25 protein-coding genes are annotated in these 26,224 nt (G+C 54.7%); 23 read left to right on the top strand and 2 right to left on the bottom strand.

The window, feature by feature from the left end; genetic code table 11:
• Positions 1 to 11: 11 nt before the first annotated feature.
• The 19 genes from JYB85_RS13295 to JYB85_RS13205 all read left to right on the top strand — a co-directional run bounded on the left by JYB85_RS13295 (position 12) and on the right by JYB85_RS13205 (position 19,396).
• Positions 12 to 1,061 carry a TRAP transporter substrate-binding protein gene (locus JYB85_RS13295; protein ID WP_407695895.1) on the top strand — a complete coding sequence of 350 codons (1,050 nt, stop codon included), beginning with the start codon at positions 12 to 14 and terminating at the stop codon, positions 1,059 to 1,061.
• 122 nt (positions 1,062 to 1,183) lie between these two features.
• Positions 1,184 to 1,693, top strand: coding sequence for an S-ribosylhomocysteine lyase (gene luxS / locus JYB85_RS13290; protein ID WP_207379680.1), 510 nt, complete (start codon positions 1,184 to 1,186; stop codon positions 1,691 to 1,693).
• A gap of 148 nt (positions 1,694 to 1,841) precedes the next feature.
• Positions 1,842 to 3,872 carry a TonB-dependent receptor domain-containing protein gene (locus JYB85_RS13285; RefSeq protein WP_207379679.1) on the top strand — a complete coding sequence of 677 codons (2,031 nt, stop codon included), beginning with the start codon at positions 1,842 to 1,844 and terminating at the stop codon, positions 3,870 to 3,872.
• A gap of 386 nt (positions 3,873 to 4,258) precedes the next feature.
• A complete protein-coding gene (locus tag JYB85_RS13280) occupies positions 4,259 to 5,593 on the top strand; it encodes a Na(+)-translocating NADH-quinone reductase subunit A (RefSeq protein ID WP_207379678.1) in 1,335 nt (444 codons plus the stop codon).
• Entirely contained in the window at positions 5,593 to 6,792 is a 1,200-nt protein-coding gene (locus JYB85_RS13275) for an NADH:ubiquinone reductase (Na(+)-transporting) subunit B (protein WP_207379677.1), read from the top strand. Before JYB85_RS13280 ends, JYB85_RS13275 begins: the two co-directional genes overlap by 1 nt.
• Entirely contained in the window at positions 6,785 to 7,570 is a 786-nt protein-coding gene (locus tag JYB85_RS13270) for a Na(+)-translocating NADH-quinone reductase subunit C (protein ID WP_207379676.1), read from the top strand. Before JYB85_RS13275 ends, JYB85_RS13270 begins: the two co-directional genes overlap by 8 nt.
• Complete coding sequence (locus JYB85_RS13265) at positions 7,570 to 8,202, top strand: NADH:ubiquinone reductase (Na(+)-transporting) subunit D (protein WP_207379675.1); 633 nt, start codon at positions 7,570 to 7,572, stop codon at positions 8,200 to 8,202. The genes JYB85_RS13270 and JYB85_RS13265 overlap by 1 nt, the downstream gene beginning before the upstream one ends.
• A gap of 5 nt (positions 8,203 to 8,207) precedes the next feature.
• A complete protein-coding gene (gene nqrE / locus JYB85_RS13260) occupies positions 8,208 to 8,816 on the top strand; it encodes an NADH:ubiquinone reductase (Na(+)-transporting) subunit E (protein WP_207379674.1) in 609 nt (202 codons plus the stop codon).
• A 66-nt stretch (positions 8,817 to 8,882) separates the two neighbouring features.
• On the top strand, positions 8,883 to 10,115 hold the full coding sequence (nqrF, locus tag JYB85_RS13255; protein ID WP_207379673.1) for an NADH:ubiquinone reductase (Na(+)-transporting) subunit F: 1,233 nt from the start codon (positions 8,883 to 8,885) through the stop codon (positions 10,113 to 10,115).
• 54 nt (positions 10,116 to 10,169) lie between these two features.
• Complete coding sequence (locus tag JYB85_RS13250; RefSeq protein WP_207379672.1) at positions 10,170 to 11,195, top strand: FAD:protein FMN transferase; 1,026 nt, start codon at positions 10,170 to 10,172, stop codon at positions 11,193 to 11,195.
• Between the two features lie 3 nt (positions 11,196 to 11,198).
• Positions 11,199 to 11,423 (top strand): (Na+)-NQR maturation NqrM, encoded by a 225-nt coding sequence (gene nqrM / locus JYB85_RS13245; protein ID WP_207379671.1) that lies wholly within the window; start codon positions 11,199 to 11,201, stop codon positions 11,421 to 11,423.
• A 150-nt stretch (positions 11,424 to 11,573) separates the two neighbouring features.
• Entirely contained in the window at positions 11,574 to 12,020 is a 447-nt protein-coding gene (gene tnpA, locus JYB85_RS13240; RefSeq protein ID WP_207381945.1) for an IS200/IS605 family transposase, read from the top strand.
• Between the two features lie 209 nt (positions 12,021 to 12,229).
• Positions 12,230 to 12,700 (top strand): bacterioferritin, encoded by a 471-nt coding sequence (bfr, locus tag JYB85_RS13235; protein WP_207379670.1) that lies wholly within the window; start codon positions 12,230 to 12,232, stop codon positions 12,698 to 12,700.
• 11 nt (positions 12,701 to 12,711) lie between these two features.
• Positions 12,712 to 13,179 carry a bacterioferritin gene (gene bfr / locus JYB85_RS13230; RefSeq protein ID WP_207320446.1) on the top strand — a complete coding sequence of 156 codons (468 nt, stop codon included), beginning with the start codon at positions 12,712 to 12,714 and terminating at the stop codon, positions 13,177 to 13,179.
• A 312-nt stretch (positions 13,180 to 13,491) separates the two neighbouring features.
• A complete protein-coding gene (locus tag JYB85_RS13225) occupies positions 13,492 to 15,495 on the top strand; it encodes a methyl-accepting chemotaxis protein (protein WP_207379669.1) in 2,004 nt (667 codons plus the stop codon).
• A 100-nt stretch (positions 15,496 to 15,595) separates the two neighbouring features.
• The gene (gene dinB, locus JYB85_RS13220; protein WP_207320444.1) at positions 15,596 to 16,660 is read left to right on the top strand and encodes a DNA polymerase IV; all 1,065 of its coding nucleotides are present in this window, start codon (positions 15,596 to 15,598) and stop codon (positions 16,658 to 16,660) included.
• Between the two features lie 175 nt (positions 16,661 to 16,835).
• A complete protein-coding gene (locus tag JYB85_RS13215; RefSeq protein ID WP_228730105.1) occupies positions 16,836 to 18,080 on the top strand; it encodes an RNA polymerase sigma factor in 1,245 nt (414 codons plus the stop codon).
• Between the two features lie 74 nt (positions 18,081 to 18,154).
• The gene (locus JYB85_RS13210; protein WP_207379668.1) at positions 18,155 to 18,988 is read left to right on the top strand and encodes a YciI family protein; all 834 of its coding nucleotides are present in this window, start codon (positions 18,155 to 18,157) and stop codon (positions 18,986 to 18,988) included.
• A 24-nt stretch (positions 18,989 to 19,012) separates the two neighbouring features.
• Positions 19,013 to 19,396, top strand: a complete 384-nt coding sequence (locus JYB85_RS13205) for a YciI family protein (RefSeq protein WP_207379667.1) — start codon at positions 19,013 to 19,015, stop codon at positions 19,394 to 19,396.
• A gap of 61 nt (positions 19,397 to 19,457) precedes the next feature.
• On the opposite strand, the gene JYB85_RS13200 is transcribed toward JYB85_RS13205, so the two are convergent.
• Positions 19,458 to 19,724: a hypothetical protein gene (locus JYB85_RS13200; protein WP_207379666.1), complete on the bottom strand. Its 267-nt coding sequence runs from the start codon at positions 19,722 to 19,724 to the stop codon at positions 19,458 to 19,460.
• A 290-nt stretch (positions 19,725 to 20,014) separates the two neighbouring features.
• Between JYB85_RS13200 and JYB85_RS13195 the strand changes: the two genes are divergently transcribed.
• The 3 genes from JYB85_RS13195 (at position 20,015) to JYB85_RS13185 (ending at position 22,258) form a co-directional block, all read left to right on the top strand.
• Entirely contained in the window at positions 20,015 to 20,569 is a 555-nt protein-coding gene (locus tag JYB85_RS13195; RefSeq protein ID WP_207379665.1) for an NADPH-dependent FMN reductase, read from the top strand.
• Positions 20,570 to 20,652: 83 nt separating this feature from the next.
• On the top strand, positions 20,653 to 21,498 hold the full coding sequence (locus tag JYB85_RS13190) for an alpha/beta hydrolase (RefSeq protein WP_207379664.1): 846 nt from the start codon (positions 20,653 to 20,655) through the stop codon (positions 21,496 to 21,498).
• A gap of 67 nt (positions 21,499 to 21,565) precedes the next feature.
• Positions 21,566 to 22,258 (top strand): aspartate/glutamate racemase family protein, encoded by a 693-nt coding sequence (locus tag JYB85_RS13185; RefSeq protein WP_207382072.1) that lies wholly within the window; start codon positions 21,566 to 21,568, stop codon positions 22,256 to 22,258.
• 94 nt (positions 22,259 to 22,352) lie between these two features.
• Here the strand turns inward: JYB85_RS13185 and JYB85_RS13180 are convergent, their stop codons facing one another.
• Positions 22,353 to 23,813, bottom strand: coding sequence for an aminoacyl-histidine dipeptidase (locus JYB85_RS13180; protein ID WP_207379663.1), 1,461 nt, complete (start codon positions 23,811 to 23,813; stop codon positions 22,353 to 22,355).
• A 299-nt stretch (positions 23,814 to 24,112) separates the two neighbouring features.
• Here JYB85_RS13180 and JYB85_RS13175 point away from each other — a divergent pair, with 299 nt between their 5' ends.
• On the top strand, positions 24,113 to 25,633 hold the full coding sequence (locus JYB85_RS13175) for a M17 family metallopeptidase (protein WP_207379662.1): 1,521 nt from the start codon (positions 24,113 to 24,115) through the stop codon (positions 25,631 to 25,633).
• Positions 25,634 to 26,224 lie beyond the last annotated feature (591 nt).

Raw genomic sequence — 26,224 nt, 5'->3', positions numbered from 1 at the left:
TGGCGGCGGCCATGCTGCTGGGCTGTAATCAGCAGGACGGACAGCAAGCGGGCAAAGTCCAGGCCGAGATTAAACCCATAGAATGGAAGCTGGCCACCTCCTGGCCAAAGAATTTTCCGGGCCTCGGCATGGCGCCGGAGCGATTCGCGACCATGGTGGAGGAGATGTCCGCCGGCAGACTGAAAATCAAGGTCTACGGTGCCGGAGAGCTGATGCCGGCCTTCGAGGTATTCGATGCCGTCAGTCAGGGCACGGTACAGATGGGGCACGCGGCCGCTTATTACTGGAAGGGCAAGGCGCCGGCGGCGCAGTTTTTTACCTCCATTCCCTTTGGCCTTAACGCCCAGGAGATGAACGGCTGGTTCACCTATGGCGGCGGCCAGCAATTGTGGGAGGAGGTTTACGCACCCTTTGGCATACTTCCCTTACCGGGTGGCAATACCGGGGTGCAGATGGGCGGCTGGTTCAACCGTGAAATCAATAACATGGAAGATCTTAAGGGCCTGAAGATGCGCCTGCCCGGTCTCGGTGGAGAAGTGCTCAAGCGTGTTGGTGGTGTGCCGGTAACCCTGCCGGGACGCGAGCTTTACACCGCTTTGCAGACTGGGGCCATAGATGCCACCGAATGGGTGGGGCCCTTTAACGATTTGGCCTTCGGTTTGCACAAGGCCGCCAGGTATTACTATTACCCCGGTTGGCATGAGCCGGGTTCATCGCTGGAGTTTCTGATTAACCAGCAGGCCTTTGCGGCATTGCCCAAGGATTTGCAGGCCATAGTCAAGGGGGCTGCCAAGGCCATCAACCAGGACATGCTCGATGAGTACACAGTTCGCCATGTGGCGGCGCTGGATTCCCTGGTGAACGAGCATGGGGTGCAACTGCGCCAGTTCCCCGAGGATGTGATAGCCGAGCTGCGCAAGGTGTCCGCGGAGGTGATTGCCGAGCAGTCGGCCCAGGACCCCATGATGGAAAAGGTCTATCAGGCCTATAAGGAATATGAGCAGGGCGTCAGGCGCTATCACGCCATTTCCGAGGATGCCTACACCCGGCTGCGGCAATAATTGGCGTCAGCCAACATGAATATTTCTGAGGATGGGCGGCGGGTCAGGGCCGTGTAGGCCGGCCGCCTTTGATGCTATGCTAATCCCGGGCACAGGCCCAGGTTAGAGATTGGAGATCCAGCATGCCGTTACTTGACAGTTTTACCGTCGATCACACCCGTATGAATGCTCCCGCTGTGCGGGTGGCCAAGACCATGAAGACCCCCGGCGGTGATACCATTACCGTGTTTGACCTGCGTTTTTGTGCTCCCAACAAGGACATTTTAAGCGAACGGGGCATTCACACCCTGGAGCACCTGTTCGCCGGCTTTATGCGTGATCACCTGAACGGTAATGGAGTGGAAATTATTGACATTTCCCCCATGGGTTGCCGCACCGGTTTCTACATGAGCCTGATAGGCGCTCCTACGGAAAGCCGGGTGGCCGAAGCCTGGCTGGCCGCCATGGAGGATGTGCTCAAGGTGCAGGATCAAAAGGCGATTCCCGAACTCAATGAGTATCAATGTGGCACCTATGAAATGCATTCGCTGTCCCAGGCCCAGGATATCGCCAGGGCTGTCATCGCAGCAGGCGTCAAGGTTAACCGTAATGATGAACTCAAGCTTGCCGATGAGATTTTAAACAAGCTGTGACATTTTGACACAGTGTCAAAAAAGCGGCGTTTGCCGCTTTTTTTTATGCCCCGATTGGGATAGCTTAGTTTTATCAAATAATTCTAATACGGCGAGGCGCTTAACCGCATCCATCGCCCAGCGCTATTTTTTCGGGTGAATAAGCATAATGAAGCCAAGTTCGGCGAACCGATTTTTCCTGCTGCTTTATTGTCTCTTGCCATATTGTCTCTTGCCATCCCGGGTCATAGCCAACGACAGCGATACCCTACAATCAATCAAGCTTGATAGCTCGGTGGCGGGACAGTTCCACTACGGCACGCTGACGCCTCTGCTTGATCTGCTGCCCGGTATCAGCCAGGTTCCCGGAAATTATCCGGAAAGTGATTTTCGTCTGCACCATGGCCGTGCAGCGACACTGTCCCTTGATGGCATCAGTTTGCTCGCCGCGCCCTTGACCGCCCCTGCATTGGAAATCCCTCTGGCTGTGGAGTTTATCGATACCCTGGCGCTGTGTAATGGGGCGGCTGATTGCCACCAGGGCGATATTCAGCTGTCCAGCCGCGCCTTAAGCAAGACTGGCAATCGCTTTGGATTGGAACTCGGTGACAGGGATGCAAACAATGGTGACATCGGTTGGTACCAACAAGGTGATGGTGTGGAGTTTATGTTGCTTGGCCAATATGCCAGGGGCCAGGATGAACAGCAGTGGCAATACCGCGAACCGCAGAGCGATTCACAAAAGGGCCTGCTGATGAAAATGGCGGCCGACAGTTTGCCAGGGGCACGCAAATGGCAGCGCACCGAGCTCAGTTACCAGTACAGCTATCGGGATGCGTTTGACTCCCCCTGGGGGAGGTCGTTTACCGCAAAAGTGGCGCCGGAGCCTTTTCAGGCGACGGCGGCCGACAGGGTTAAACAGCAGGCCCACAGAATCCTGCTGGACCACAGATTGGGCGCAGCTGGCGTGCGGCAAACCCATACCCGACTTTACTACCAACAAACGGAACGCCAACAACGCTCTCTGACCGCCGGGGAGGAGACACCTGTCGATATGCTTGACGCCCTGGCCCTTGCCTCGCAAGTGACCCCTTACTTTTTTGATGGCCAACAGGGCGGAATCGATGCGGACCTTTTGGCTTATGGCCTGCGGATTGACGGTCGGCCTGCGGGCTCAGAGGGCGTGCATTACGGTTTGGGTTTTCAGGAGGACAGGGGCGAATACCATCCCCGGCAGGCGGGGATGCTGTGGTCGCAGGGAGAAATGAACCTCGAATTGCCGGTAACGGGTATATCGATTGCGGATTCCGGCAGACAACTGGCGGCAAATCTGGGGGCTGGGTTCAGGTTAGCGAGCATTCACCTCGGGCTGGATTTGGCATATCTCGACAGCCGAATTGAGCGCAACATCGGCCCGGGCGCCGAAGGCTTGGGAAATGGCGCTGCAGCCTTGCAAGCCGGCGAGTGGGTGAACACTGACTTTCAGGACCGCAGCTGGCAGCCATCGCTGCAGCTGAGCTATGGTCTCGGAAACTGGTCCCTGACCTTGGCCAGCCGCGCCGAGTGGCAAGCCCCGGCCGCAGGCAACAGTGCTATGCGGCCCCAGGAGTCCTGGCACCATAGCGTGAGTTCCAGATGGCAGGGGGAAAACCTTGCGCTTGAAGCCACCCTTTGGCAGCAAAGTTTTGCCAACTGGCATCTGGACTGCCGAGTCATTTCGGCCTGCAACTCTGACCTGATGCTGCAGCAATTTAACCTGCAGGATGTCAATGCCAGGGGCGGGCACCTGACGCTGGATGCCCAGTGGCACAGCGGTGACTGGCATTGGCCTCTGAGAGTCAACTATGACTTCAGCCACAACGAGGCCGAGGCCAACGCTTGTGTGGACAATCTTGGCCTGTGTGCCGGCGAGGATGGCGCGCTGGGTTGGTTGCCCGAGCATAGTCTTAAACTGACGGCCGGTGTGCGTTACGCCAATATCAGCCTGACCCTTCAGGGGCAATATCTTGAAATGGCTGATGCCGAACTCGATGGGGTAACCCGGGTCGATCTCAATCTGGATTATCGGCTTGGCAATCATACATTCTTCCTGCGGGCCGAGAACCTGAGTGGTGAAACAGAGCCCCAAATAAGGGGGCCAATTGGCGTGCAAACTGGGGCAGGTGCTGCCGTTTTTATGGGCTATCGCTGGCAAGGGTGATCCAGCTCCCATTGCGACAATTTAACCCTTCGACACACAAAGCCCGGTTTAAGCCGGGCTTTGTGATCTTGATTGTGGCAAGCGCTTGTAAAATTGGAAGTTAAGATGTTGCTTGCATTAATAAATTTTAATGATTAGGGGGCCGAAAAATTGGGTAGGGAAAGTGTGGCAAAAGGGTGTAATTTCAACATTTTCCCGTTTAAATGTGCCTATAATTTTCGTGGCGATGGCAATGCAATTGGGGTAAAATGCGCGCGACCAGCGTGATTGCGATCGCATTTCTGTGATAAATCAGCGCTAATTCCAGGCGAACGGTTTTGTTTAAAACCGGCTGTTTAAACGGAACGCGGCGCATTGTCTTTCCTTCAAACGTAGTGCATGTGGATATGATTACAATTAAGAAAGGATTGGATCTGCCCTTAGCAGGTGGACCAGAGCAAGTTATCCATGATGGCCCAGCCATTAAACACGTAGCTACATTGGGTGAAGAGTATATTGGCCTGCGTCCTACCATGAAAATCAAGGTAGGCGACAAGGTTCAAAAAGGTCAGGTGATTTTTGAAGACAAAAAGAATCCTGGCGTGAAATATACGGCTTTGGCCAGTGGAACTATTTTCGAAATCAACCGGGGCGCCAAGCGTGTTCTGCAATCTGTGGTGATTGAGGTGGAAGGCAACGATGCCGTCGCCTTCGCCAAGTATGATGCGGCAGCACTGGATTCGCTTGAGTCGCAGCAAGTTCGCGACAACCTGATCGAATCAGGTCTGTGGACTGCATTGCGTACCCGTCCTTTCAGCAAGGTACCCGCTGTGGATGCAATCCCGGCCGGTATTTTTGTGACTGCCATTGATACCAACCCCCATGCTGCGGACCCTGTTGTGGTTATCCGTGAGCACAAGGAAGATTTTGCCAACGGCCTCAAGGTGCTGGCGAAGCTGACCGAAGGAAAGGTTTACCTCTGCAAGGCACCAGGTGCCGATGTACCGGCCGCCAACGCCGAAGTACACGAATTCGCCGGTGCTCATCCTGCAGGTTTGGCTGGTACTCATATCCACTTTATTCTGCCTGCCTCTGCCCACCGCAGCGTATGGCATGTTGGTTACCAGGACGTGATCGCCATTGGTCAACTGTTCACCACAGGTGAACTGAACACCAATCGTGTGGTTGCCATTGGTGGTCCAAAGGCGGCCAAGCCGCGTCTGGTCCGTACCCAGCAGGGTGCCAGCATCGAACAGCTGGCTGCCGGTGAAGTACAACCAGGTAACGTGCGCAAGATCTCCGGCTCTGTGCTCAACGGTCGTACCGCCTCGGGTCCACATGCGTTCCTCGGTCGCTATCATCAGCAACTGAGCTTGCTCGAAGAAGGTACTGAGAAAGAGTTCATCGGCTGGATGTTGCCCGGTGCCAACAAATACTCTATCACCCGCGCCTTCCTCGGCCACCTGTCTCCTTCACGTCTGTTCAACATGACCACCAGCACCGGCGGTTCTGATCGTGCCATGGTGCCGATTGGTAACTACGAGCGCGTCATGCCTCTGGACATCCTGGCTACCATGCTGCTGCGTAACCTGCTGGCCGGCGATACCGACGGCTCGGTTGCTCTGGGTGCATTGGAGCTGGACGAAGAAGATTTGGCACTGTGTACCTTTGTTTGTCCCGGCAAGTATGACTACGGTTCGTTCTTGCGTAGCTGCCTGGATACCGTGGAGAGGGAAGGCTAATGAGCTTGAAAGATTTTTTTGAGCGTATTGAACCGCAATTTGAAAAAGGCGGTAAATACGAGAAGTGGTACGCGCTCTTTGAAGCCGCGTACACCATTTTTTATACGCCAGGTAAGGTGAACAAGGGCCGCACCCACGTTCGCGATAACCTCGATCTGAAGCGTATGATGATCACTGTGTGGGCCTGTGCATTCCCGGCGATGTTTGTTGGTATGTACAACGTGGGTCTGCAGGCGCAACTGGCCCTGGCTGCCGGTTTCGGTACTCCGGACGTGTGGCAGGTTGACCTGTTCGGCATTTTCGGTACCCAGCTGACCGCTGAATCCGGTTGGGCTGCGCTGATGTGGTACGGTGCCTGTTTCTTCCTGCCTATCTATGCCGTGACCTTCGCCATCGGCGGTATCTGGGAAGTGCTGTTTGCAGCCGTACGTGGTCATGAAGTGAACGAAGGCTTCTTCGTTACCTCCATCCTCTTTGCTTTGACCCTGCCCGCGACTATCCCATTGTGGATGGTGGCTCTGGGTATCACCTTCGGTGTGGTCATTGCCAAAGAAGTGTTCGGTGGTACCGGACGTAACTTCCTTAACCCAGCCCTGGCCGGTCGTGCCTTCCTGTTCTTCGCCTATCCGCTGAACATGTCCGGTGACACCACCTGGGTTGTGGCCGATGGTTTCTCCGGTGCAACTGCCCTGAGCGAGGCTGCTGCCGGCACTCTGGACTATGCCTTCAACCAGAACTGGTGGGATGCCTTCTATGGCTTTATTCCTGGTTCTGTTGGTGAAACCTCTACCCTGGCTATCCTGCTCGGTGGTCTGGTTATCATCTATACCCGCATCGCTTCCTGGCGCATCGTCGGTGGCGTGATGCTGGGTATGATTGCCGTGTCCATGCTGCTGAACCTGATCGGTTCCGATACCAACCCCATGTTCGCCATGCCTTGGTACTGGCACCTGGTGCTGGGTGGTTTCGCCTTCGGTATGATGTTTATGGCGACCGACCCTGTGTCCGCGTCATTCACCAACCAAGCCAAGTGGGCCTACGGTGCCCTGATCGGTGCCATGGTGGTGTTCATCCGTGTGGTTAACCCCGCATTCCCGGAAGGTATGATGTTGGCGATTCTGTTTGCCAACCTGTTTGCACCACTGTTCGACCATTTCGTGGTTCAGGCGAATATCAAGCGGAGGATCGCCCGTGGCTAGTCATAAAGATTCGTTCGGAAGAACGCTGTTTATCGTTGTTGGCCTCTGCCTGATTTGCGCGGTATTCGTATCTGTTGCCGCCGTGGTGCTCAAGCCAACCCAAGAAGAAAACAAGCTGCTCGACAAGCAGAAGTACATTCTGGAAGCCGCCAGCCTGATCGATTCCAAGGCCGGTAAGGTGAGCAAGGCGCAGATCATCGACACCTATAAAAAGTACGTTGAAGCGCGTCTGATCGACATCAAGACCGGTGAATTCGTTCAAGGCGATGCCGATGCTTTTGACCAGAAGAAAGCGGCCCGCGATGTGAAGACCTCCTTCGTGCCTGAGAATGACATTGCTTCTGTCAAGCGTGTTGCCGACAACGCCGTTGTGTACCTGGTGCACGATGACGCCGGTAAGCTGACCAGCGTGATCCTGCCGGTTCACGGCTACGGTCTGTGGTCAACCATGTATGCCTTCCTGGCCCTTGAGCCTGACATGAACACAGTTCAAGGTCTGGTTTACTACGATCAGGCGGAAACTCCTGGTCTGGGCGGCGAAGTACAGAACCCCAAATGGAAAGCACTGTGGCAAGGCAAGAAGCTGTTTGATGAGCAAGGTAAAGTGGCCATTACTGTGACCAAGAACCCTGCTACCGCAGCCACCATTCACGGTGTGGATGCCCTGTCCGGTGCGACGCTGACCAGTAATGGTGTGCAGCACTCACTTGACTTCTGGCTGGGCAAAGAAGGTTTTGCGACTTTCATTGAAAAAGCACGCAACGGAGGGCTGAGCTAATGGCCGATTCCAAAGAACTGAAACAGGTCCTCACCGGACCTATTCTGAACAACAACCCCATTGCCCTGCAGGTACTGGGTGTATGTAGTGCCCTGGCGGTAACCAGCAAGCTGGAAACTGCCCTGGTGATGACCCTGGCACTGACCGCGGTAACCGCGTTCTCCAACCTGTTCATCTCCATGATCCGTAACCACATTCCAAGCAGTGTGCGGATCATTGTGCAGATGACCATCATTGCCTCTCTGGTAATTGTGGTGGATCAGGTGCTGCAGGCTTATGCATACAGCATCGCCAAACAGCTGTCGGTATTCGTGGGTCTTATCATCACCAACTGTATCGTGATGGGCCGCGCCGAAGCCTACGCCATGAAGACACCGCCAATGATGAGTTTCATGGACGGTATAGGTAACGGTCTGGGTTATGGTGCCATCCTGTTGTCTGTTGGCTTTATCCGTGAACTCTTTGGTAACGGTTCGCTGTTCGGTGTGGAAATCCTCAGCAAGGTCTCAGACGGTGGCTGGTATCAGCCAAACGGTCTGTTGCTGCTGCCACCCAGTGCGTTCTTCCTGATCGGTGCGCTGATCTGGATCATCCGCACTTACAAGCCTGACCAAGTTGAAGCAAAAGGATAAGGTCAATGGAACACTACATCAGTCTGTTAATCCGTTCTGTTTTCATTGAAAACATGGCGCTGGCCTTCTTCCTCGGTATGTGTACCTTCCTGGCGGTATCCAAAAAAGTGACCACCGCCATGGGTCTGGGTATTGCGGTTATCGTGGTACTGGCCATTTCGGTTCCCGCCAACCAAATCATTTACCAGGGCCTGTTGGCTCCCGGCGCACTGGCCTGGGCCGGTTTGCCTGAGGCCGATCTGAGCTTCCTGAAGTTCATCACCTTCATCGGTGTGATCGCAGCCCTGGTACAGATCCTGGAAATGGCGCTGGATAAATACTTCCCACCACTGTACAACGCCCTGGGTATCTTCCTGCCGCTGATCACAGTGAACTGCGCCATTTTCGGTGCCGTATCCTTCATGGTTGAGCGTGACTATAAGTTGGGCGAAAGCGTGGTGTTCGGTATTGGTTCAGGTATCGGTTGGGCCCTGGCTATCGTGCTGATGGCCGCGGTTCGCGAAAAGCTGAAGTATGCCGATGTTCCCGAAGGTCTGCGTGGTCTGGGTATTACCTTTATCACTGCCGGTCTGATGGCGCTGGGCTTTATGTCGTTCTCTGGTGTGTCCCTCTAAGAGGCACTCAAAGAAGGCGATTAATTTAGATCTTCTGATTAATTTAGACCTTCTAAGGATAAGTTAATGGATAGTAATATTATTTTTCTGGGCGTCGGGATGTTTACCGCGATCGTTTTGGTCCTGGTACTGGTGATCCTGTTCGCCAAGTCCAAGCTGGTATCCAGTGGCGACATCACAATCGGTATCAACCATGATCCGGAAAAAGGCATCACTACCGGTGCCGGTGGCAAGCTGCTGAACGTACTGGCCGACAATGGTATCTTCGTATCTTCTGCCTGTGGTGGCGGTGGCTCCTGCGGTCAGTGCCGCGTGGTGGTTAAGTCCGGTGGCGGTGACATTCTGCCAACCGAACTCGACCATATCAGCAAGGGTGATGCCCGTAAGGGTTGTCGTCTGTCCTGTCAGGTAAACGTAAAATCTGACATGGAGATCGAGCTGGACGAAGAGATTTTCGGTATCAAGAAGTGGGAATGTACTGTTATCTCCAACGATAACAAGGCAACCTTCATCAAGGAACTCAAGCTGGCCATCCCAGATGGTGAGTCTGTGCCTTTCCGTGCCGGTGGTTATATCCAGATTGAAGCTCCAGCTCACCACGTTAAGTACGCCGATTTCGACGTACCTGAGAAATATCGTGGCGACTGGGAACACTTCGGTTTCTTCAAGCTGGAGTCCAAGGTTGATGAGCCGGTGATCCGTGCTTACTCCATGGCCAACTACCCTGAAGAATTCGGCATCATCATGCTGAACGTGCGTATTGCCACACCACCACCACGTAACCTGAGCCTGCCTTGCGGTAAGATGTCTTCTTACATCTGGAGTCTGAAGGCCGGTGACAAGGTGACCATCTCCGGTCCATTCGGTGAGTTCTTTGCCAAGGATACCGATGCTGAAATGGTATTCATCGGTGGTGGTGCCGGTATGGCCCCAATGCGTTCGCACATCTTCGACCAACTCAAGCGTCTGAAGAGCAAGCGCAAGATGAGCTTCTGGTACGGTGCCCGCTCCAAGCGCGAAATGTTCTACGTGGAAGATTTCGACGGTCTGGCGGCCGAAAACGATAACTTTGTATGGCATGTGGCCCTGTCCGATCCTCAACCCGAGGATAACTGGACCGGTTACACCGGCTTCATCCACAACGTATTGTACGAGAACTACCTGCGTGACCACGACGCTCCGGAAGATTGTGAGTTCTACATGTGTGGTCCTCCAATGATGAACGCGGCCGTGATCGCCATGCTGAAAGATCTCGGTGTCGAAGATGAAAACATCCTGCTGGATGACTTCGGCGGTTAATGCCAGTGTCCCCCGGCTTGCCGGGGGACAAATCGCAAAGAGATGCAGGTCCCAATGAAAAAGACCTTATTAAACTGGCTGGCCCTCGTCGGGCTGGCCTTTTTTATTTCGGGCTGTGCCAAAGAGCCCGAGCTGATTTCCCTCTCCGGCAACACCATGGGGACCACCTATCACATAAAGCTGGTGCCCAATGCCAAGGTGCCAAAGGCCGATAAGCTGCAGGCCGAGATCGACACGGCGCTGGAGTTGGTGAACGATCAGATGTCCACCTACAGGCCCAAGTCTGAACTCAGTCAATTTAACCAATTGCCACTGGAGCAGAGCATTGAGGTGTCCCCCGATACCATCAAGGTGGTGCGCGAGGGCATGCGTCTGTATCAGGTGACGGGCGGCGCCCTGGACATTACCCTGGGTCCCCTGGTGAACCTGTGGGGTTTTGGTCCCGACAAGCGCCCGACCCATGTGCCGACGCCGGCAGAAATTGCAGCTGCCAAGGCCCGCACCGGCATAGATCAGCTGTCCATTGAAGGCAACAGGCTGTCCAAGCACAATGCCATGCTCTATGTGGACCTGTCTTCCATCGCCAAGGGCTTTGGGGTCGACAAGATTGCCCATGTGCTCGACGGTTACGACGTCAGTGGCTATTTGGTGGAAATAGGCGGAGAATTATCGGTAAAGGGTACCAAGGCCGACGGCAGTGCCTGGCGGGTGGCGGTAGAAAAACCCACCAGTGAGGGCAGGGCCATATCCCAGGTAATAGCGCCCGGCACCATGGCCTTGGCCACCTCCGGTGACTATCGCAATTACTATGAGGAAGAAGGCCTGCGCTATACGCACCTTATCGATCCTCGCAGCGGTTACCCCATTAAGCACAAGTTGGCGTCGGTAACCGTGATGCACAAGGACTGCATGACCGCCGACGGTTTGGCCACGGCCATGATGGTTCTTGGCACCGAAGCGTCACTTGAGCTTGCCAAACGCGAGCAGCTGGCGATAATGCTGATTGAAAAGCAGGGTGAGGGTTTCAAGGTCTTCTACAGTGATGCCTTTAAACCCTATCTGATAGGCGAGCAGGAGTAGTATATGAGCACCTTTATTGCGGCATTTGTCGTGTTGATGCTGTTTTTCCTGTTGATGTCCGTGGGATATCTGATCCGGAAAAAAGTAGTGCAGGGAAGTTGCGGCGGACTGGGCGCCCTCGGGATTGAAAAAGCCTGCGATTGTGATGAGCCCTGCGACAGACGCAAGGCCCGTGAGGCCGCCAAGGCCGAACGCGAAGAAAAGCTGAACAAACACAGGATCATCTGATCTGAAACGGCTCCCATGGGAGCCGTTTTTGTTGTCACCCTAAAACCACCTCCTATGGAGGTGGTGATCGTTCTGGTGGGGCTTTGCCCGGAGAATGCCCATGCTAAATACTCCCTCGGTTTGTTACCAGCAAATCAAGGAGTAAGTAGCATGAGCAGATATGAATCCGCGTCTCACGTATTCTATCGTTGTCAGTATCACCTCATTTGGACACCCAAGTACAGGTACAAAATCCTGAAAGGTAATCTCGGCAGAGAGCTTTATCGAAGTATCTATGTTTACTGCAACATGAAGAAATGCAGAGTCGTGGAACTAAATGTTCAGGAAGATCATGTCCATCTAGTAGTCAGAACCCCACCCAGTCTAAGCGTGTCGGATTTAATGGGTTTTGTTAAAGGGAGAACCGCGATCAGGATGTTTGCCAAATTTCCTTATTTAAGAAAGCACAAGCTCTGGGGGAATCACTTCTGGCAACGGGGTTATTTTGTGGACTCAGTAGGAGCAAACGAAGACATAATCCGTAGATATGTACGGCACCAGGAAAAGACAGCCAAAGAAGAAGAGAAACGGCAAATAGCGTTAGGGTTGGAAGGTTAGTTTTTAAGCCCCCTTTTAGGGGGCTGTGTCAAAGCCACCTGCTATGCAGGTGGATTTTTACTTCTGCTTGGAGCGAAATTCAATTCTGAACAATAATTATTCTTGTTCTATATAATTTTGAAATAAAACGATAAATTTGAGAAATCGGCACTTGTGTACTAGCTTGAAATAGTTGATCTGGATCAAATTTCAGCCAAGGGACACTCACCATGAAAGGCCAAGCCAATGTTGTGGCTCAGTTAAATAAGGTACTTACCGCCGAACTGACCGCAATCAATCAATATTTTCTGCACGCACGCATGTTCGGCAACTGGGGGCTGGAAAAGCTCAACGGCAAGGATTACAAAAAGTCGATTCAGGATATGAAACATGCCGACAAACTTATCGAACGTATTCTGTTTCTTGAAGGACTGCCAAACCTGCAACAGCTGGATAAGCTGCTGATTGGCGAGCATGCCCAGGAAATGCTCTCCTGCGATAAGGATCAGCTGGAGCAGGAGTTGCCCCTGCTGCGCTCGGCCATTGCCCTGTGCGAGCAGGAGCGGGATTATGTCAGTCGCGACATTCTGGAGGACATTCTCGAGGATGAGGAGGAACACCTGGATTGGCTGGAATCCCAGTTTGATCTCATCCGCATGACCGGCCTGCAGAACTATCTGCAAAGCCAGATGGATGACTAAGGAGGCAACAGATGAAAGGTCAACCCGAGGTGATAGCCGCGCTCAATGCCTTGCTCACGGGTGAGCTGTCGGCCATGGATCAGTATTTTGTTCACGCCCGCATGTACGAGGATTGGGGCCTGAATGAACTCTACGAACGTATCAAGCATGAATCCGATGATGAGCGGGAACACGCGGCGAAATTGGTGTCGCGGATCCTTTTCCTGGAGGGCACCCCGGATGTCGCCAGTCGCGATAAGCTGCACATAGGTTCCAATGTCAAAGAGATGCTGGAAAACGATCTGGCCTACGAGAAGAAGGTGGTCGCCCACCTGCGTGAGGTAATCGCTCTGTGCGAGCAGAAAGGGGATTATGTCAGCCGCGAATTATTGGAGTTGCTGTTGGATGAAACCGAAGACGATCATCTCTACTGGTTGGAGAAACAGCTGGGATTGATAGACAAGGTGGGCCTGCACAATTACCTACAGTCCAAGATGTGATCCTGATTGTTCCCTATGGCCAGCGCTCGCTGGCCTTTTTGTTGCTTTTTTGTGCACCAATGACAAGTGAATCACTATTTAGTGCCGATATGGTAATCGAATGTGTTTTCATGCTGCTGCTTCTTGGTGTAAATATCTGCGTGTCGCAAAATCCCTGTCACTTCCCAGTGTTAAGGTCCCGTCTTTCTTGGTAGATTGGAATATTCCGGATCCGGCTCACACTTTGGCATTTTGATTTGCCCTGGATGGCAATGGCAGTAGCCAGTGTGGAACGCCGCCGGAAATGACAACAATAATAGATAGGATAAGAACATGGGATATATCAAGCGTTCACTGAGCCTGCAGTTGGTGCTGACCCTGGTGGGGGCCCTGGCCGTGCTGCTTACTTTGGTCGCCGCCTTGCTGGTTAACCGCGCCAGCGATTCCACCCGTCAGGAAGTGGACACGGATATCAGTGGTCTGGTGCAGCTGAAAGGCAACGAGATCCGCAGTTATTTCATCGCCAAGGGACAGGTGATCCATTCGATTTTCGCCGAACCCGGACTGCGCAACTGGTTTGCCAACTACAGGGACCGGGGCAGCAATCTGGATATGGACCGCCAATATCGCGACATAGTCCAGTATTTCCACTTTTTCTCCGATAAGGACAGCGACATTAAATCGGTGTTTTTCGGCTCCGCCAACACCTTTGAATATTTTGATCTCAATGGCCGCTATAACGGTGATCCCAACTATTACACCAACAAGCGCCCCTGGTGGCAGGAAGCCATAGACAAGGGCGGTTTGTTTGTGGGCGATCCGGCTGTGGATGCCAACGACGGTTCCATTTCTGCCACGGTGAAAACCCCCGTTTATGACGACAAGGGTAAATTGCTCGGTATAGGTGGCATGGACATTCTTATCGATACCATAGGCAAGCATCTGCTGGGCCCCATCAAGTACCAGGGCGAAGGCCAGGCCTTCCTGATGACAGACGATGGCAAGCTGGTGTATTTCCCTGGCTTCAACAGTGCTTTCCCACCGGGGTCGCAGATTGACAAGGTCGATGGCCTGGCCGGCGACAACCAGGGCTTTTCTGCTCTGGGACGCCTGATGCGCCAAAACAAACAGGGCTTTGCCGAAGTGGACTATCAGGGTGAGCCACAGCGGGTGGTATATACCGCCGTCGGTGGTGACTATCCCCAGCAGCAATGGCATTTGGCCTTTATGTTGCCCACCTCTGCCATTGAAGCGCCGGTGCGGGCCGCCTTCTGGGATGCCTGCCTGATGGCCATTGGTATCATGTTGCTGGTGGGTGTAACCGTGTGGTTGCTGCTTATTCCCCTGCGTCGCCAGCTCAGCGCCCTGTTGGCAGCCATGGAGGATATCGCCCGCGGTGATGGCGACCTCGCCAAACGTATCGAGATAGAGCGTGAGGACGAACTGGGGCAAATGGCCACCGCCTTTAACCGTTTTGCTGAGAAGGTGCAGCGTATGCTGATAGATACCCGCGCCCTGACCCGGGATGTGGGCGACGGCATCATAGAGGCACGCAAGATTTGCGATCTGGCGGTTGGCGCTGTCTCGACCCAGAAACACCAGATTGATTCGGTGGCCACGGCAGCCACGGAAATGGCCCACACCAGTCAGGAAATGGCGGCCACGGCCCAGCGCACCAGCGACTTTGCCGAGCAGGCCCAGCAGCAGGCCCGCGATGGTCGCAAGATAGTGACCGAAGCCACCGCAGGTATTCAGACCCTGTCGATCCGGGTCACCGAAGCCGCCAGTGTTATCAAGGCCCTGCGCGCCAGTTCCGAACAGATCGGCGAGGTGCTCAGCGTGATCCGCGGCATCGCCGAGCAAACCAACCTGTTGGCGCTCAATGCCGCCATTGAGGCGGCCCGTGCCGGTGAACAGGGCCGCGGCTTTGCCGTGGTGGCTGACGAAGTGCGCACCCTGGCATCCCGCACCCAGGATTCCACCGCCAATATTCAGGGCATCATCCAAAGCCTGCAACAGGGCGCCCTGCAGGCCGAGTCCGCCATGGAAGCCGGAGTGGAACAGGCGAGCGTGGGTGAGAACCTGACCAGGAAAGTGGAGCAGGCCCTGTTTGACATCACCTCGGCCATTGAGTCGGTGCAACAGCAAACCACAGACATTACCGTGGCCATAGGCCAGCAGGCCGTGGTTGCCGAAGAGGTGGCCCAGAACGTGGAGAATGTCCGCTCCCTGTCGAACGATTCTCACAGTGCCAGTGAGGACCTGGCCGGCACCCTGAGGGCCTTTGAGCAATTGACCCAGGCCCTGACCAAGAACATAGGTCAGTTCAAGATCTGAGCCTCCGAATTTTAAAGGCGCCTGCGGGCGCCTTTTTTATTGCCTTCATCCTGTTTACCACTGTTTATCTATACAGTATATTTGCAGGTGGAGGTGTCTGGTGAAAAAAATCATTCATATCGACATGGACTGCTTTTTTGCGGCGGTGGAGATGCGCGACTTTCCCGAGTATCGCGACAAGCCCCTGGCCGTCGGCGGTGCCAGCGAACGCCGCGGGGTGATCAGTACCTGTAATTACGAGGCGCGCCGCTTTGGTGTGCGTTCGGCCATGGCCACAGCTTACGCCATGCGCCTGTGTCCCGACCTTATCCTGGTGCCGGGACGGATGGAGGTCTACAAGCAGGTGTCGCAGCAGATCCGCGCCATCTTCGACCGTTACAGCGACCTGATTGAGCCCCTGTCGCTGGATGAAGCCTATCTGGATGTCAGTGACTGCCAGTTGCACCAGGGCTCGGCCACCCTGATAGCCGAGGCCATCCGGGCCGATATCCTGGCGGAAACCGGGTTGACCGCCTCGGCCGGGGTGGCACCGGTTAAGTTTCTTGCCAAGGTGGCCTCGGATCTCAACAAACCCAACGGCCAATACGTGATAACACCGGCGGCGGTGGCCGGGTTTGTCAGTGGCCTGTCCCTTGGCAAGATCCCCGGTGTCGGCAAGGTAACCCAGGAAAAACTCAAAACCCTGGGGTTGGAAACCTGTGCCCAGGTGCAGGCCTGTTCACCGGCCATGCTGGCACAGCACTTTGGCAAATTCGGCGCCGTGCTGTGGGAGCGGGCCCACGGCCGCGATGAGCGCGGCATCTCGCCCCACAGGGAGCGGAAATCCGTTGGCGTCGAGACCACGCTGGCGAAGGACATTCACAGTGAAGCAGATTGCTTGCAGGTAATGGCTTCACTGATCCCCGAACTCAATCGTCGTATAGGTCGCAGCGGCAGTGCCCGGCGTATTCACAAGCTGGTGGTGAAACTCAAGTTCAGCGATTTCCGCCAGACCACTATAGAGCAGCGTGCCGACGAGCCCTCGGTGAAGCTGTACCAGGCCCTGCTGTCCCAGGCGCTGACCCGCGCCGAAGGGCGGGGGATACGCCTGGTTGGGATAGCCGTGGGTCTGTCGGCCAGCGAAGCGTGCAGCGAGCGCCTGACCCAGCTGGATTTGGCGCTTTAACGCCGGTTGCCAAGGGCTGGCACTGCAATGAAACGTGCCGGTTTGGGGTGTTGGCGGCGCCGAAGTTAGACTTTCGGGGGCTTATTTATCCGGTCACCTTTGTGTTAGCTTCGACCTAAGATCTGCTAGCCTGGATTCAACTTCTTCTACCGCAATTGCACAGGGACAGAGTCAATTGACAACACAAGCCATTTCTCAGCAGTTGGCACAGCACTCGCGGGCCAGCTTCGCCACCCTGATCCGCCTGCTTGGTGATTTTGATCTCGCCGAAGAAGCGCTGCAGGAAGCCTGCATGGCGGCGCTGCAGCAGTGGCCCGAGCAGGGGATACCAGCCAATCCCAGGGCCTGGTTGGTGTCCTGCGGTCGTTTCAAGATTATCGATAGCCTGCGGCGCCGCAGCCATTTCGAGCAGCATCTGTTGCCGCAGCTGAGTGAGCTGGAACTGCAATCCCAAACCAGCAACCCCTGGGACGACCCCGACATAGCCGATGATAGCCTGAGGCTGATTTTTGTCTGTTGCCACCCGGCGCTGTCCCAGGAGGCGCAGCTGGCGCTGACCCTGAGGGAGGTCTGTGGCCTCAGCACAGAGCAGATTGCCAAAGCCTTACTGCTGAAGGCGCCCACCTTGGCCCAGCGCATAGTGCGCGCTAAGAACAAAATTCGTGATGCCGGCATCCCCTATGAAGTGCCGGAGCGGGGCCAATTGCAGCAACGTCTGGATGCAGTGCTGCAGGTGATTTATCTGGTGTTCAACGAGGGCTATGGCGCAGCCTTCAATGACAACTACATCTGCCGCAGCCTTACCGGCGAAGCCATCCGCCTTTGCCGCTGGTTGCATACCCTATTGTCCAAGCCCGACAGCGAGGTCATGGGCCTGCTGGGTCTTATGCTGTTGCAGGATGCCCGCAGCGAAGCGCGCCTTGATGCCAATGGTGAGCTGGTATTGCTGGAAAATCAGCACCGTGATCTTTGGAACCGGGAGCAAATAGCAGAAGGCCTGGACTGGACCACCCTGGCACTGAGTTCGGGACCGGCGGGTTTCTACAGCCTGCAGGCTGCCATAGCTGCCGTCCATGCCGAAGCAATCAGTTATCAAGACACGGATTGGCCGCAAATAGTCGGCCTCTATGAGGTGCTCTATTCCCTGCACCCGGGACCTGTGGTGGGACTGAACCGCGCTGTGGCCCTTGCCATGGCCCATGGACCAGAGGTTGGGCTGCCCCTTATCGATGCGCTGATAGGCCAAGGGGAGCTGAGCGAATACCATCTGGCATTTGCCGCCCGGGCTGAATTATTGCAGCGGCAACAGGCCTTTACCGCTGCCGCGAGCGATTTTCGCCGGGCTTTGCAACTGTGTAACCAACCTTGTGAGCAACGTTTTTTGCAGACCCGTTTGGCTGAATGCGAAAAAAATAACTGAATTTTTTGTGGTGCTGTCGAAATTGCGCTTTGAGGTTCGACTACTTAACGGAATTCACTTACAGGAGTACAACAATGAGATTCATGGTTATCAGAAAAGCCGATGCCGCCACAGAGCAAGGCGTCATGCCGAGCGAGCAGTTGCTAGGGGAAATGATCCGGTTCAACGAGTGTCTGGTCAATGCCGGAGTATTTGTCAGCGGTGAGGGACTGAGGCCCAGTGCCGATGGCGCCAGGATCCGTTTCCAAAACGGCCGGCCCACAGTGGTGGAGGGGCCCTTCGACGGCACCGAAACCCTGGTTGCGGGCTACACCATCATTCAGGTCAGGGACAAGCAGGAAGCGCTGGAATGGATGCAGCAGTGGCCCAAAAGCGATGGCAACGGCAATGTGGAGCTGGAGTTGCGGCGCATGTTTGAGCTGGAAGATTTTGCTCCCGGCGAGGCCATAGAGCAGGAGCGGACCCTGTGCGAGCGGCTGCAACGACAGCCCAGTTCCTCCTGCAGTTACCTGAACTTTAATGGTAATTGTCGTGAGGCCTTTGAATTATATGAACGTTTGCTTGGTGGCAAAATTGAGAAAATGATCGGTTTTGCCGATATGCCGCCGGACATGGGGGGCGAAGGTTGTGGCGCCATGGCCGACGGTGTCATGCATGCCTGTCTGTCCTTCGGTGGCGGCACCCTGATGGGATCGGATGCTCCGGCGGACCGGTATCAGCCGCCCCAGGGCTTTTATGTTCAGCTGCATATAGATTCGCTGCCACGGGCCAAGGAACTGTTCAATGCCCTGGCCGAAGGCGGCACAGTGCACATGCCCTTTGGGGAAACCTTTTGGGCCGAGGGATTTGGTATGTTGGTGGATGCCTTTGGCATCCCCTGGATGATCAACAGCAACCACAAGGCGTAAATACAGCATTCAGCAGGAGGCACAATGAAATATTTGGCACTTGTTTATTACCAGCAGGCCGCCATGAACCAAATGTCACAGCAGCAGTGGGATGCACTAAATCGCGAGTGCATTGCCTGTGGTGACGCCCTGCAGCAAGCGGGACACTATCTGGGGGGCAATCCCCTGGAGCCGGTGGACTGCGCAACCACTGTGCGGGTACGTGACGGCAAGGTTCTAACCACGGACGGCCCCTTCGCCGAGACCAAGGAGCAACTGGCCGGTTATTACCTGTTGGAGGCCCGGGATCTTAACCAGGCGGTGGCATTGGCTGCCAAGATCCCGCCGGCCCGCTACGGCTGTATTGAGGTGCGGCCGGTGCGGGAGCTGCAAAGCGAAAACAACAGCGGCGTCAGTCTTACGGCGTGAATCGCAGTCCGCATTTGAAAGTGAGTGCCAAAGGGGGATCACTAGGTCGCCTTTGGCTTTTTCAGGTGGGGGAATTGCAGCGGTCTGTATCTTTATTGTCGGATACCGCCCGGGTAAACAGGCCTGTAATGACGTTTAATATGCCATTTATCAGGTTTGTCTCGTTATCCTGGGATCTCTGCTCCTGCTGAGCACGCATTTCACTTTCTGTGGCACCAACCACAAAATCGCAGCTGGTGTGGGTTACATCCGTTGAACTGCAACCGGTACATACCAAACTGACGCCAAGTAGCGCCACTTTCAAAACCTTCGGATGATTTGGGTTCACATTTCCTCCTTGAAACCGATATCTGCCCGCCGACATTTGTTTTTGGAACAGGGCAACAGGCGCGAAAAATAACAGATATGACGGCCTTATGACACAGAAATTAAAGCGAAAGTTCATAAGGCGCTGAACTATCAGCCAAGACTTCAGTCAATCCTGGGCAAGAGGTAAATTGGGAGAATGCCCCCATCAATGGGAAGTTTGGAAATCAGCTTGCTGATTGATCTTTGGTGAATAGCCCGCATAACATGCAGAGCTACATAAGGATTTTGGGATTAGAGAGGAAGGAATCCATGATCAAAATACTGGCTGTTTGCGGCAGTCTAAGGAAAGACTCCTACAATAATGCCCTACTCAAGGCTATGCAGGCGCTGGCACCTCGGGATATGGAAGTTACCCTCTTCAGCGGTCTGGCGGATATCCCGCCTTTCAATCCCGACAGAGATCCCAGCACAGTGGCCGAGATAATCGCCTTGAAAGCCTTGTTGGTTAGCTCGGATGGGCTGTTTATTTCCAGTCCGGAATACGCCCATGGTATCAGTGGCGTATTGAAAAATGCCTTGGATTGGCTGGTGAGCGGCGAAGAGTTTATCGAGATGCCGGTGGCTATCTTTAACACTTCACCCAGGGCTCACCATGCCCTGGCGTCGCTCCATGAAATCATCCGCACCATGTCGGGCCGGATAGTGACAGATGCCTGCATGACTGTGCCCTTACTCGGAACAGAATTTGATGCAGAAGGCATCATTGCCGACCGCAATATGGTGGCGGCAATAGAACAGGCATTTGGTGCATTCAGGGCGTATCTAAATGGGCCAAGAATATTGCTTGACGTCAGCGAGGTGTAGACCAGACACTCTGAGCCTGCTGTTTGAATAGCCAAAGTCAATCTAACGCTGCAATCAACCATGTGTATTTTATTGAGTAACTCATGAACAAAATTCTTTTATTAATTTTTATCGTTTTGATATCGGTATTGACCCCGGCAGTTTATGCGAATGGAACATTTGAAATTAAAAATTCGGAAATTCACACCATAGACTCCAAGGTGTTGGGGCGAAAATATGATCTCTATATAAAACTTCCCAATGATTATTTTGATAAGGCCAATGAGTCAAAGCGCTACCCCGTGCTTTATCTCAATGACGGACCTTATACCTTCAAGGTCGCGGCGGGCGTGACACATTTTACTGCTATGGATAAAGCCATAGTTGTCGGAATATCTTTTGCTGATGGTGATGATGGACAATTCAGCCGGGTCCGGGATCTGACACCTGAAAAGGATAAGAGTTGGGTAAAGTATGAAACAGGTGGGGCGCCGGAATACTTGAAGTTTATTGAGCAAGAGGTTTTCACCTTTGTGGAAAACAAATACCGTATCAATGTCAATAAGCGAATATTGTCCGGGCAATCTTTGGGGGGATCTTTTGGTGCCTGGGTGTTGCTGACTAAACCGGAACTTTTTTCAGATTATATCTTAACCAGCCCGTCGTTGTGGTTTAAGGATGACTTGATTTTTGCGATGGAAGAGAAGTATTTCAGTCAACATAAATCAATAAAAGCAAAGGTGTTTATTGCGACCGGGGCTTTGGAAATCCCCGAGTTCGGCTCACGAAACGATATGGTGGATGGCCATCAGAGATTTTTGCAACGTCTGCGCTCAAGGCATTATCAAGGGTTGCAGCTCATTGGCGAGGTGATTGACGGAACCGACCATTACTCCACTTTTCCGGTTGGCTTGGCAAAGGGGCTGAGGTGGATTTATCAGGATCTCTAGCCAGTGGTATTGGTTGTGTCGATTTTTGGCTTGTTAACCAGAACGCAGGACAAAGCAGGACTAAATGATGAAGACTATCGGCTTGTTGGGGGGTATGAGTTGGGAGAGTACCCAGGGTTATTACAGGGCCATTAACCAGGGCGTCAGGCAAGCCCTCGGGGGCCTGCACTCGGCGCAAATTGCCCTCTACAGCGTCGATTTCGAGCCGATTGAAAAGCTGCAACATGCAGGTGACTGGCAGCAAACGGCCAGGCTTCTCGCCGATGCCGCCAAAAGGGTCGAAGCCGCCGGGGCCGATTGCCTGCTTATCTGCACCAACACCATGCACAAGGTGGCGCCGGAGATAGAACAAGCGATAGATATCCCCTTGCTGCACATTGCCGATGCCACGGCCGAAGTGCTGATGAATCAAGGCATCAAAAAAGTGGGCTTGCTGGGTACCGCCTTCACCATGGAACAGGAATTTTATAGGGGACGGTTGAGTGAGGGGTTTGGCCTTGAGGTGCTGGTGCCTGATGCCGCAGACAGAAAACGGGTTCACGAGGTGATTTACCGGGAGCTGTGCCTTGGCAAGATAATGCCCGACTCCAAGGCCGAGTATCTGCGCATCATAGCGTCACTGGCGGAGGCTGGGGCCGAGGCGGTGATCCTGGGCTGTACCGAGATAGGGCTTTTGGTGGAACAGGCAGATACCGAGATCAGGCTGTTTGATACCACCGCCATACATGCCGCCAAGGCCGTGGAGTTTGCTGTCTCGTAGTTTTTGGCGCCAATAAAAAAGCCACCCTCAAGGTGGCTTTTTTGTCTGTTATTCTGCGCGATAACCTGACTGTCGGCGCTTTCCAGATAATGGGTTAAGCCTTTTCCGGAATGCGCTTCAGCACCGCCAGCAGCAGTTCCCAGTATTGGCCGACCGTGGTGACATTGACCATTTCATCGGGGCTGTGTGGGAAGCGGATGGTGGGGCCGATGGAGACCATGTCCATATCAGGATAAGGTTGTTTGAACAGACCGCACTCGAGACCGGCGTGGATCACCATGATCACCGGTTCCTTGTGATAGATGTCCTGGTAAGTGTCGCGGACTATGGCCATTACCGGCGAGCTGTTGTCCGGTTTCCAGCCGGGGTAGGCGCCGGAAATTTCGATTTCGGCACCGGCCAGGTTGGACAGGGCGATCAGCATGCCCTCAATCTGGCTGCGGCCTGAATCGATAAGAGAGCGGATAAGGCAGAGGATATCGACGGTTTCTTCGCCTGTGGTGATGACCCCGACGTTGAGAGAGGTCTCGGTCACGCCCGCCACTTCATCGCTCATGCGCATGACGCCATTGGGGCAGGCGTGCAGCAGGTCGATAAGGCTGTTCTGGCTTTGCTCGCTCATCACCTTGGAGGGCGTGGGGATTTCGCTCAGGGTCAGGCTGATGCCCGGATCGGCCACCGCCAGCTCGGCTCTGACCATGGCCTCAAACGCCGTGATCTTGGATTGCAGTTCGGCAACCTGCTCGGCAGGCAGCATAAAGCTGATCCCGGCCTCGCGGGGAATGGCGTTGCGCAGGGAGCCGCCGTTGAATTCCGCCAGTTCCAGTTGCAGACCGTCGGCCTGTTCGAACAGGAAGCGGCCCAGCAGCTTGTTGGCATTGCCGCGGCCCAGGTGGATGTTGACACCGGAGTGACCGCCCTTGAGACCCGAGAGGGTCAGTTTGAAGGCGCTGTAACCGTCGGCGGGGGCTTCCCACACCATGGGCAGGCTTAGCTGGGCATCCACGCCACCGGCGCAGCCCATGTAAATTTCACCTTCTTGCTCAGAGTCGGTGTTGATCAAAATCTCGGCATTCAGCATACCCGCTTCCAAACCAAAGGCACCTGTCATACCGGCTTCTTCGTCCACTGTCAGCAATACTTCCAGCGGGCCGTGGGGGATATCGTCGCTGCCGAGTATGGCCAGGGCCGAGGCCATACCTATACCGTTGTCGGCGCCCAGCGTGGTACCACGGGCCTTGACCCAGTCACCGTCTACCCAGGCTTCAATGGGATCCTTGGTAAAGTCGTGCACCTTGTCGTTGTTCTTTTGCGGCACCATGTCGATGTGCGCCTGGATCACCACAGTCTTGCGGTTTTCCATGCCGGCGGTGGCACCCTTGCGGATGATAAGGTTGCCGACCTTGTCTACTGTTACGGCCAGGCCCTTGTCCTTGGCCCAGGCCAGGATATGTTGGCTCAGGGCGGCTTCGTGTTTGGACGGGTGAGGAATGGCGCAGATCTGTTCGAACCATTGCCACAGGGGCTGGGGATAGAGCTGATTGAGTGTTGTCACTGAAAACTCCCGATTACGGCATAGATGATACGGCACATATGTTACGGCGCAGATGTTACTGCACAGATAAAGCGGCGCAGACCGCTTACTTGGCGGCAGTTTACCATAAGCCGCCCAAGGGTTTCATATTCCAACTGGTGGGACGAGTGGCAGCGAGGGTTTCCACTTCGCTCTGTCCCTGTGGGATGGCAATTCCTTGAGATAGCAATTGCGGCGCCGACAGGGAATAATGCCACAGACATGTTTCGCCCGGCGTTGCCGGGCAGGCGGCAAAGCAAAAATTAAAAAAAGGATGGGTCATGTTTGCGGCGAATTTTGTGGATGTATCAGATAAAGAAGCGATTTTTGACGACGCCAACTGGGATGCGGTGCTGGTGCTCAGCCAATCCCTGGCGGAGATAGAGATAGAAGAGATAGCCCTGCTGGCCAGTCACGGCGCCACAGTGGACAGGCGGGTGGGTAAGAGCGCGACCCTGCTGTTTGCCCCCGGACTGGCCGGTGGCCGCCTGATTATCTCCCCCATCAAGGCCACGGCCGGGGATTACGAAGATGTGCGCAGCGTAGCCGAGGCCGCTCGCACGGCCATTGCCATCGCCCGGGACGCCGGTGCCAAGCGGCCGCTGTTGCTGGTGGCCAATTCCGCCTACGCCAAGGCGCTGGAGGTGGCGGCCCTCGGCTGCGGTCAGGAGCTGTGGCAACCGCTTGAATCCCGCGAAGCCGGCGGTGAGCCCTGTGCCATCGAGGCCATAGGTTTGCTGCAATCGGATACCGCGGCGCTGCTCAACGCCCTTGAGGCCGGTCGTAACCTGGCGCGGGATCTCTGTGGTACCGAACCCGAGCGCATGGCGGCACCGGCCTTTGCCGATTATTGCCTCAACGCCTTCAAGGGCAGTGGTATCCAAGTGAGCGTAGTGGAGCACAGGGACGAGCTGGAGCGGGATTATCCGCTGCTGTGTGCCGTGGGCCGCGCTTCGTTTGCCGTTGCCCGTCATCAGCCCCGGGTGGTGAAATTGGAATACCTGGGCGAGGGTGACACCCAGCGTACCCTGCTGTTTGCCGGCAAGGGTGTGGTCTATGACACCGGCGGTGCCGACTTGAAAATCGCCGGAGCCATGGCCGGCATGAGCCGCGACAAGGGCGGTGCTGCGGCTGTGGCTGGTCTGTTCAAGACCCTGTCATTGCTCAAGCCCAAGGGGATCCGGGTCATGGCCGAGCTGGGGCTGGTGCGCAACAGCATAGGCTCAGAAGCCTTTGTCACAGATGAGATAATCCAGAGCCATGCCGGTGTGCGGGTGCGTATTGGCAACACCGACGCCGAAGGGCGTCTGGTGCTGGCGGATTTGCTCAGCCATCTGCGGCTCAAGGCGCTGACGGCGGTGGCGCCGGAGCTGTTTTCCGTGGCGACCCTGACGGGGCATGTGGTGCGGGTTTACGGCGGATATACTGCTGCGGTGGCCAATGCCGTGGCTCACAAGGCCGGAGTGGATCAGAAATTGTCGGCCATTGCCGAAGAGCATGGCGAAGCGCTGGAGGTATCGCGCTTGCGGCGGGAAGACTTTGGCAAAATACGTGAGGTGTCCGGCGCGGCCGATGTGCTGTCCTCCAATAACGCACCTTCGTCCGTGACCGCCCGTGGTCATCAATACCCGGCGGCGTTTTTGCTCAAGGCCTCGGGGCTGGCGGAGCATGATTTGTCTTCCAACAAGCCCTTGCCCTATGTGCATCTGGACATTGCCGGCAGTGCTACCGAGGGGGATCCTCTCTACGGTAAGCCCACGGCAGCACCTTTGGTAACATTGTGTCATTATATTACAATGTGATCACAATCACGCAAAACAAGCTAACCACCTGAAATGCAAAGGGTGGTTAGTTTTCTTCGATACAGATTATGTGAGCGGTCGCAAATTATCCCGCAATTAAAATGTGTAATTAAATTACCAAAACACACCAAAAAGAAATTTTTCACAAAAATAGTTGTAATAAAACTACACTTTGCTATACTGCATTTCGTCGGCAGGGGAGAGCGATTTTCCTGCCCCGTCTATCCAGGATGGATACTTCTCCAGGGAATCGAGTGACAAGTTGTCTCAATGGATTTGAGAACGCCCAGTTCCATGGAACCGAGCCACACTTAACCGGGCAATGATGTATCACAACTTTGTTAATTTGGAGTATGACCATGTCTTATTCAGGCAACTACACATTTGTATGGCAAAACACCTGGTTCAAGGCCGAAACCCTGCGTGGTGGTTTGTTCGCGATGAATTTCAAGGGCTGATCTTACCTTTAACAGGATCCAGGGGCGGACTGTCCCCTTCCCAAACAGTTCCATCATCCATCAACCTTTGTTCGCCCATTTTGGGTGTGTTTAGACTCAAGTTGTGTGTTGATCCCCTTTGACACACCGAGGT

The organism is Shewanella sedimentimangrovi (assembly GCF_017354965.1).
Lineage (GTDB): Bacteria > Pseudomonadota > Gammaproteobacteria > Enterobacterales > Shewanellaceae > Shewanella > Shewanella cyperi.
This window is presented reverse-complemented; position numbering and strand designations above follow the sequence as displayed.

Bases quoted from the DNA above. Each gene is read 5' to 3' on its own strand.
- JYB85_RS13275 (WP_207379677.1), top strand. From the start codon at position 5,593: ATGAGCTTGAAAGATTTTTTTGAGCGTATTGAACCGCAATTTGAAAAA.
- JYB85_RS13195 (WP_207379665.1), top strand. From the start codon at position 20,015: ATGATCAAAATACTGGCTGTTTGCGGCAGTCTAAGGAAAGACTCCTAC.
- JYB85_RS13250 (WP_207379672.1), top strand. From the start codon at position 10,170: ATGAAAAAGACCTTATTAAACTGGCTGGCCCTCGTCGGGCTGGCCTTT.
- tnpA (WP_207381945.1), top strand. From the start codon at position 11,574: ATGAGCAGATATGAATCCGCGTCTCACGTATTCTATCGTTGTCAGTAT.
- bfr (WP_207379670.1), top strand. From the start codon at position 12,230: ATGAAAGGCCAAGCCAATGTTGTGGCTCAGTTAAATAAGGTACTTACC.
- nqrM (WP_207379671.1), top strand. From the start codon at position 11,199: ATGAGCACCTTTATTGCGGCATTTGTCGTGTTGATGCTGTTTTTCCTG.
- JYB85_RS13265 (WP_207379675.1), top strand. From the start codon at position 7,570: ATGGCCGATTCCAAAGAACTGAAACAGGTCCTCACCGGACCTATTCTG.
- JYB85_RS13285 (WP_207379679.1), top strand. From the start codon at position 1,842: ATGAAGCCAAGTTCGGCGAACCGATTTTTCCTGCTGCTTTATTGTCTC.
- JYB85_RS13210 (WP_207379668.1), top strand. From the start codon at position 18,155: ATGAGATTCATGGTTATCAGAAAAGCCGATGCCGCCACAGAGCAAGGC.
- JYB85_RS13175 (WP_207379662.1), top strand. From the start codon at position 24,113: ATGTTTGCGGCGAATTTTGTGGATGTATCAGATAAAGAAGCGATTTTT.
- JYB85_RS13280 (WP_207379678.1), top strand. From the start codon at position 4,259: ATGATTACAATTAAGAAAGGATTGGATCTGCCCTTAGCAGGTGGACCA.
- bfr (WP_207320446.1), top strand. From the start codon at position 12,712: ATGAAAGGTCAACCCGAGGTGATAGCCGCGCTCAATGCCTTGCTCACG.
- JYB85_RS13295 (WP_407695895.1), top strand. From the start codon at position 12: ATGCTGCTGGGCTGTAATCAGCAGGACGGACAGCAAGCGGGCAAAGTC.
- JYB85_RS13205 (WP_207379667.1), top strand. From the start codon at position 19,013: ATGAAATATTTGGCACTTGTTTATTACCAGCAGGCCGCCATGAACCAA.
- JYB85_RS13190 (WP_207379664.1), top strand. From the start codon at position 20,653: ATGAACAAAATTCTTTTATTAATTTTTATCGTTTTGATATCGGTATTG.
- nqrF (WP_207379673.1), top strand. From the start codon at position 8,883: ATGGATAGTAATATTATTTTTCTGGGCGTCGGGATGTTTACCGCGATC.
- luxS (WP_207379680.1), top strand. From the start codon at position 1,184: ATGCCGTTACTTGACAGTTTTACCGTCGATCACACCCGTATGAATGCT.
- JYB85_RS13225 (WP_207379669.1), top strand. From the start codon at position 13,492: ATGGGATATATCAAGCGTTCACTGAGCCTGCAGTTGGTGCTGACCCTG.
- nqrE (WP_207379674.1), top strand. From the start codon at position 8,208: ATGGAACACTACATCAGTCTGTTAATCCGTTCTGTTTTCATTGAAAAC.
- JYB85_RS13185 (WP_207382072.1), top strand. From the start codon at position 21,566: ATGAAGACTATCGGCTTGTTGGGGGGTATGAGTTGGGAGAGTACCCAG.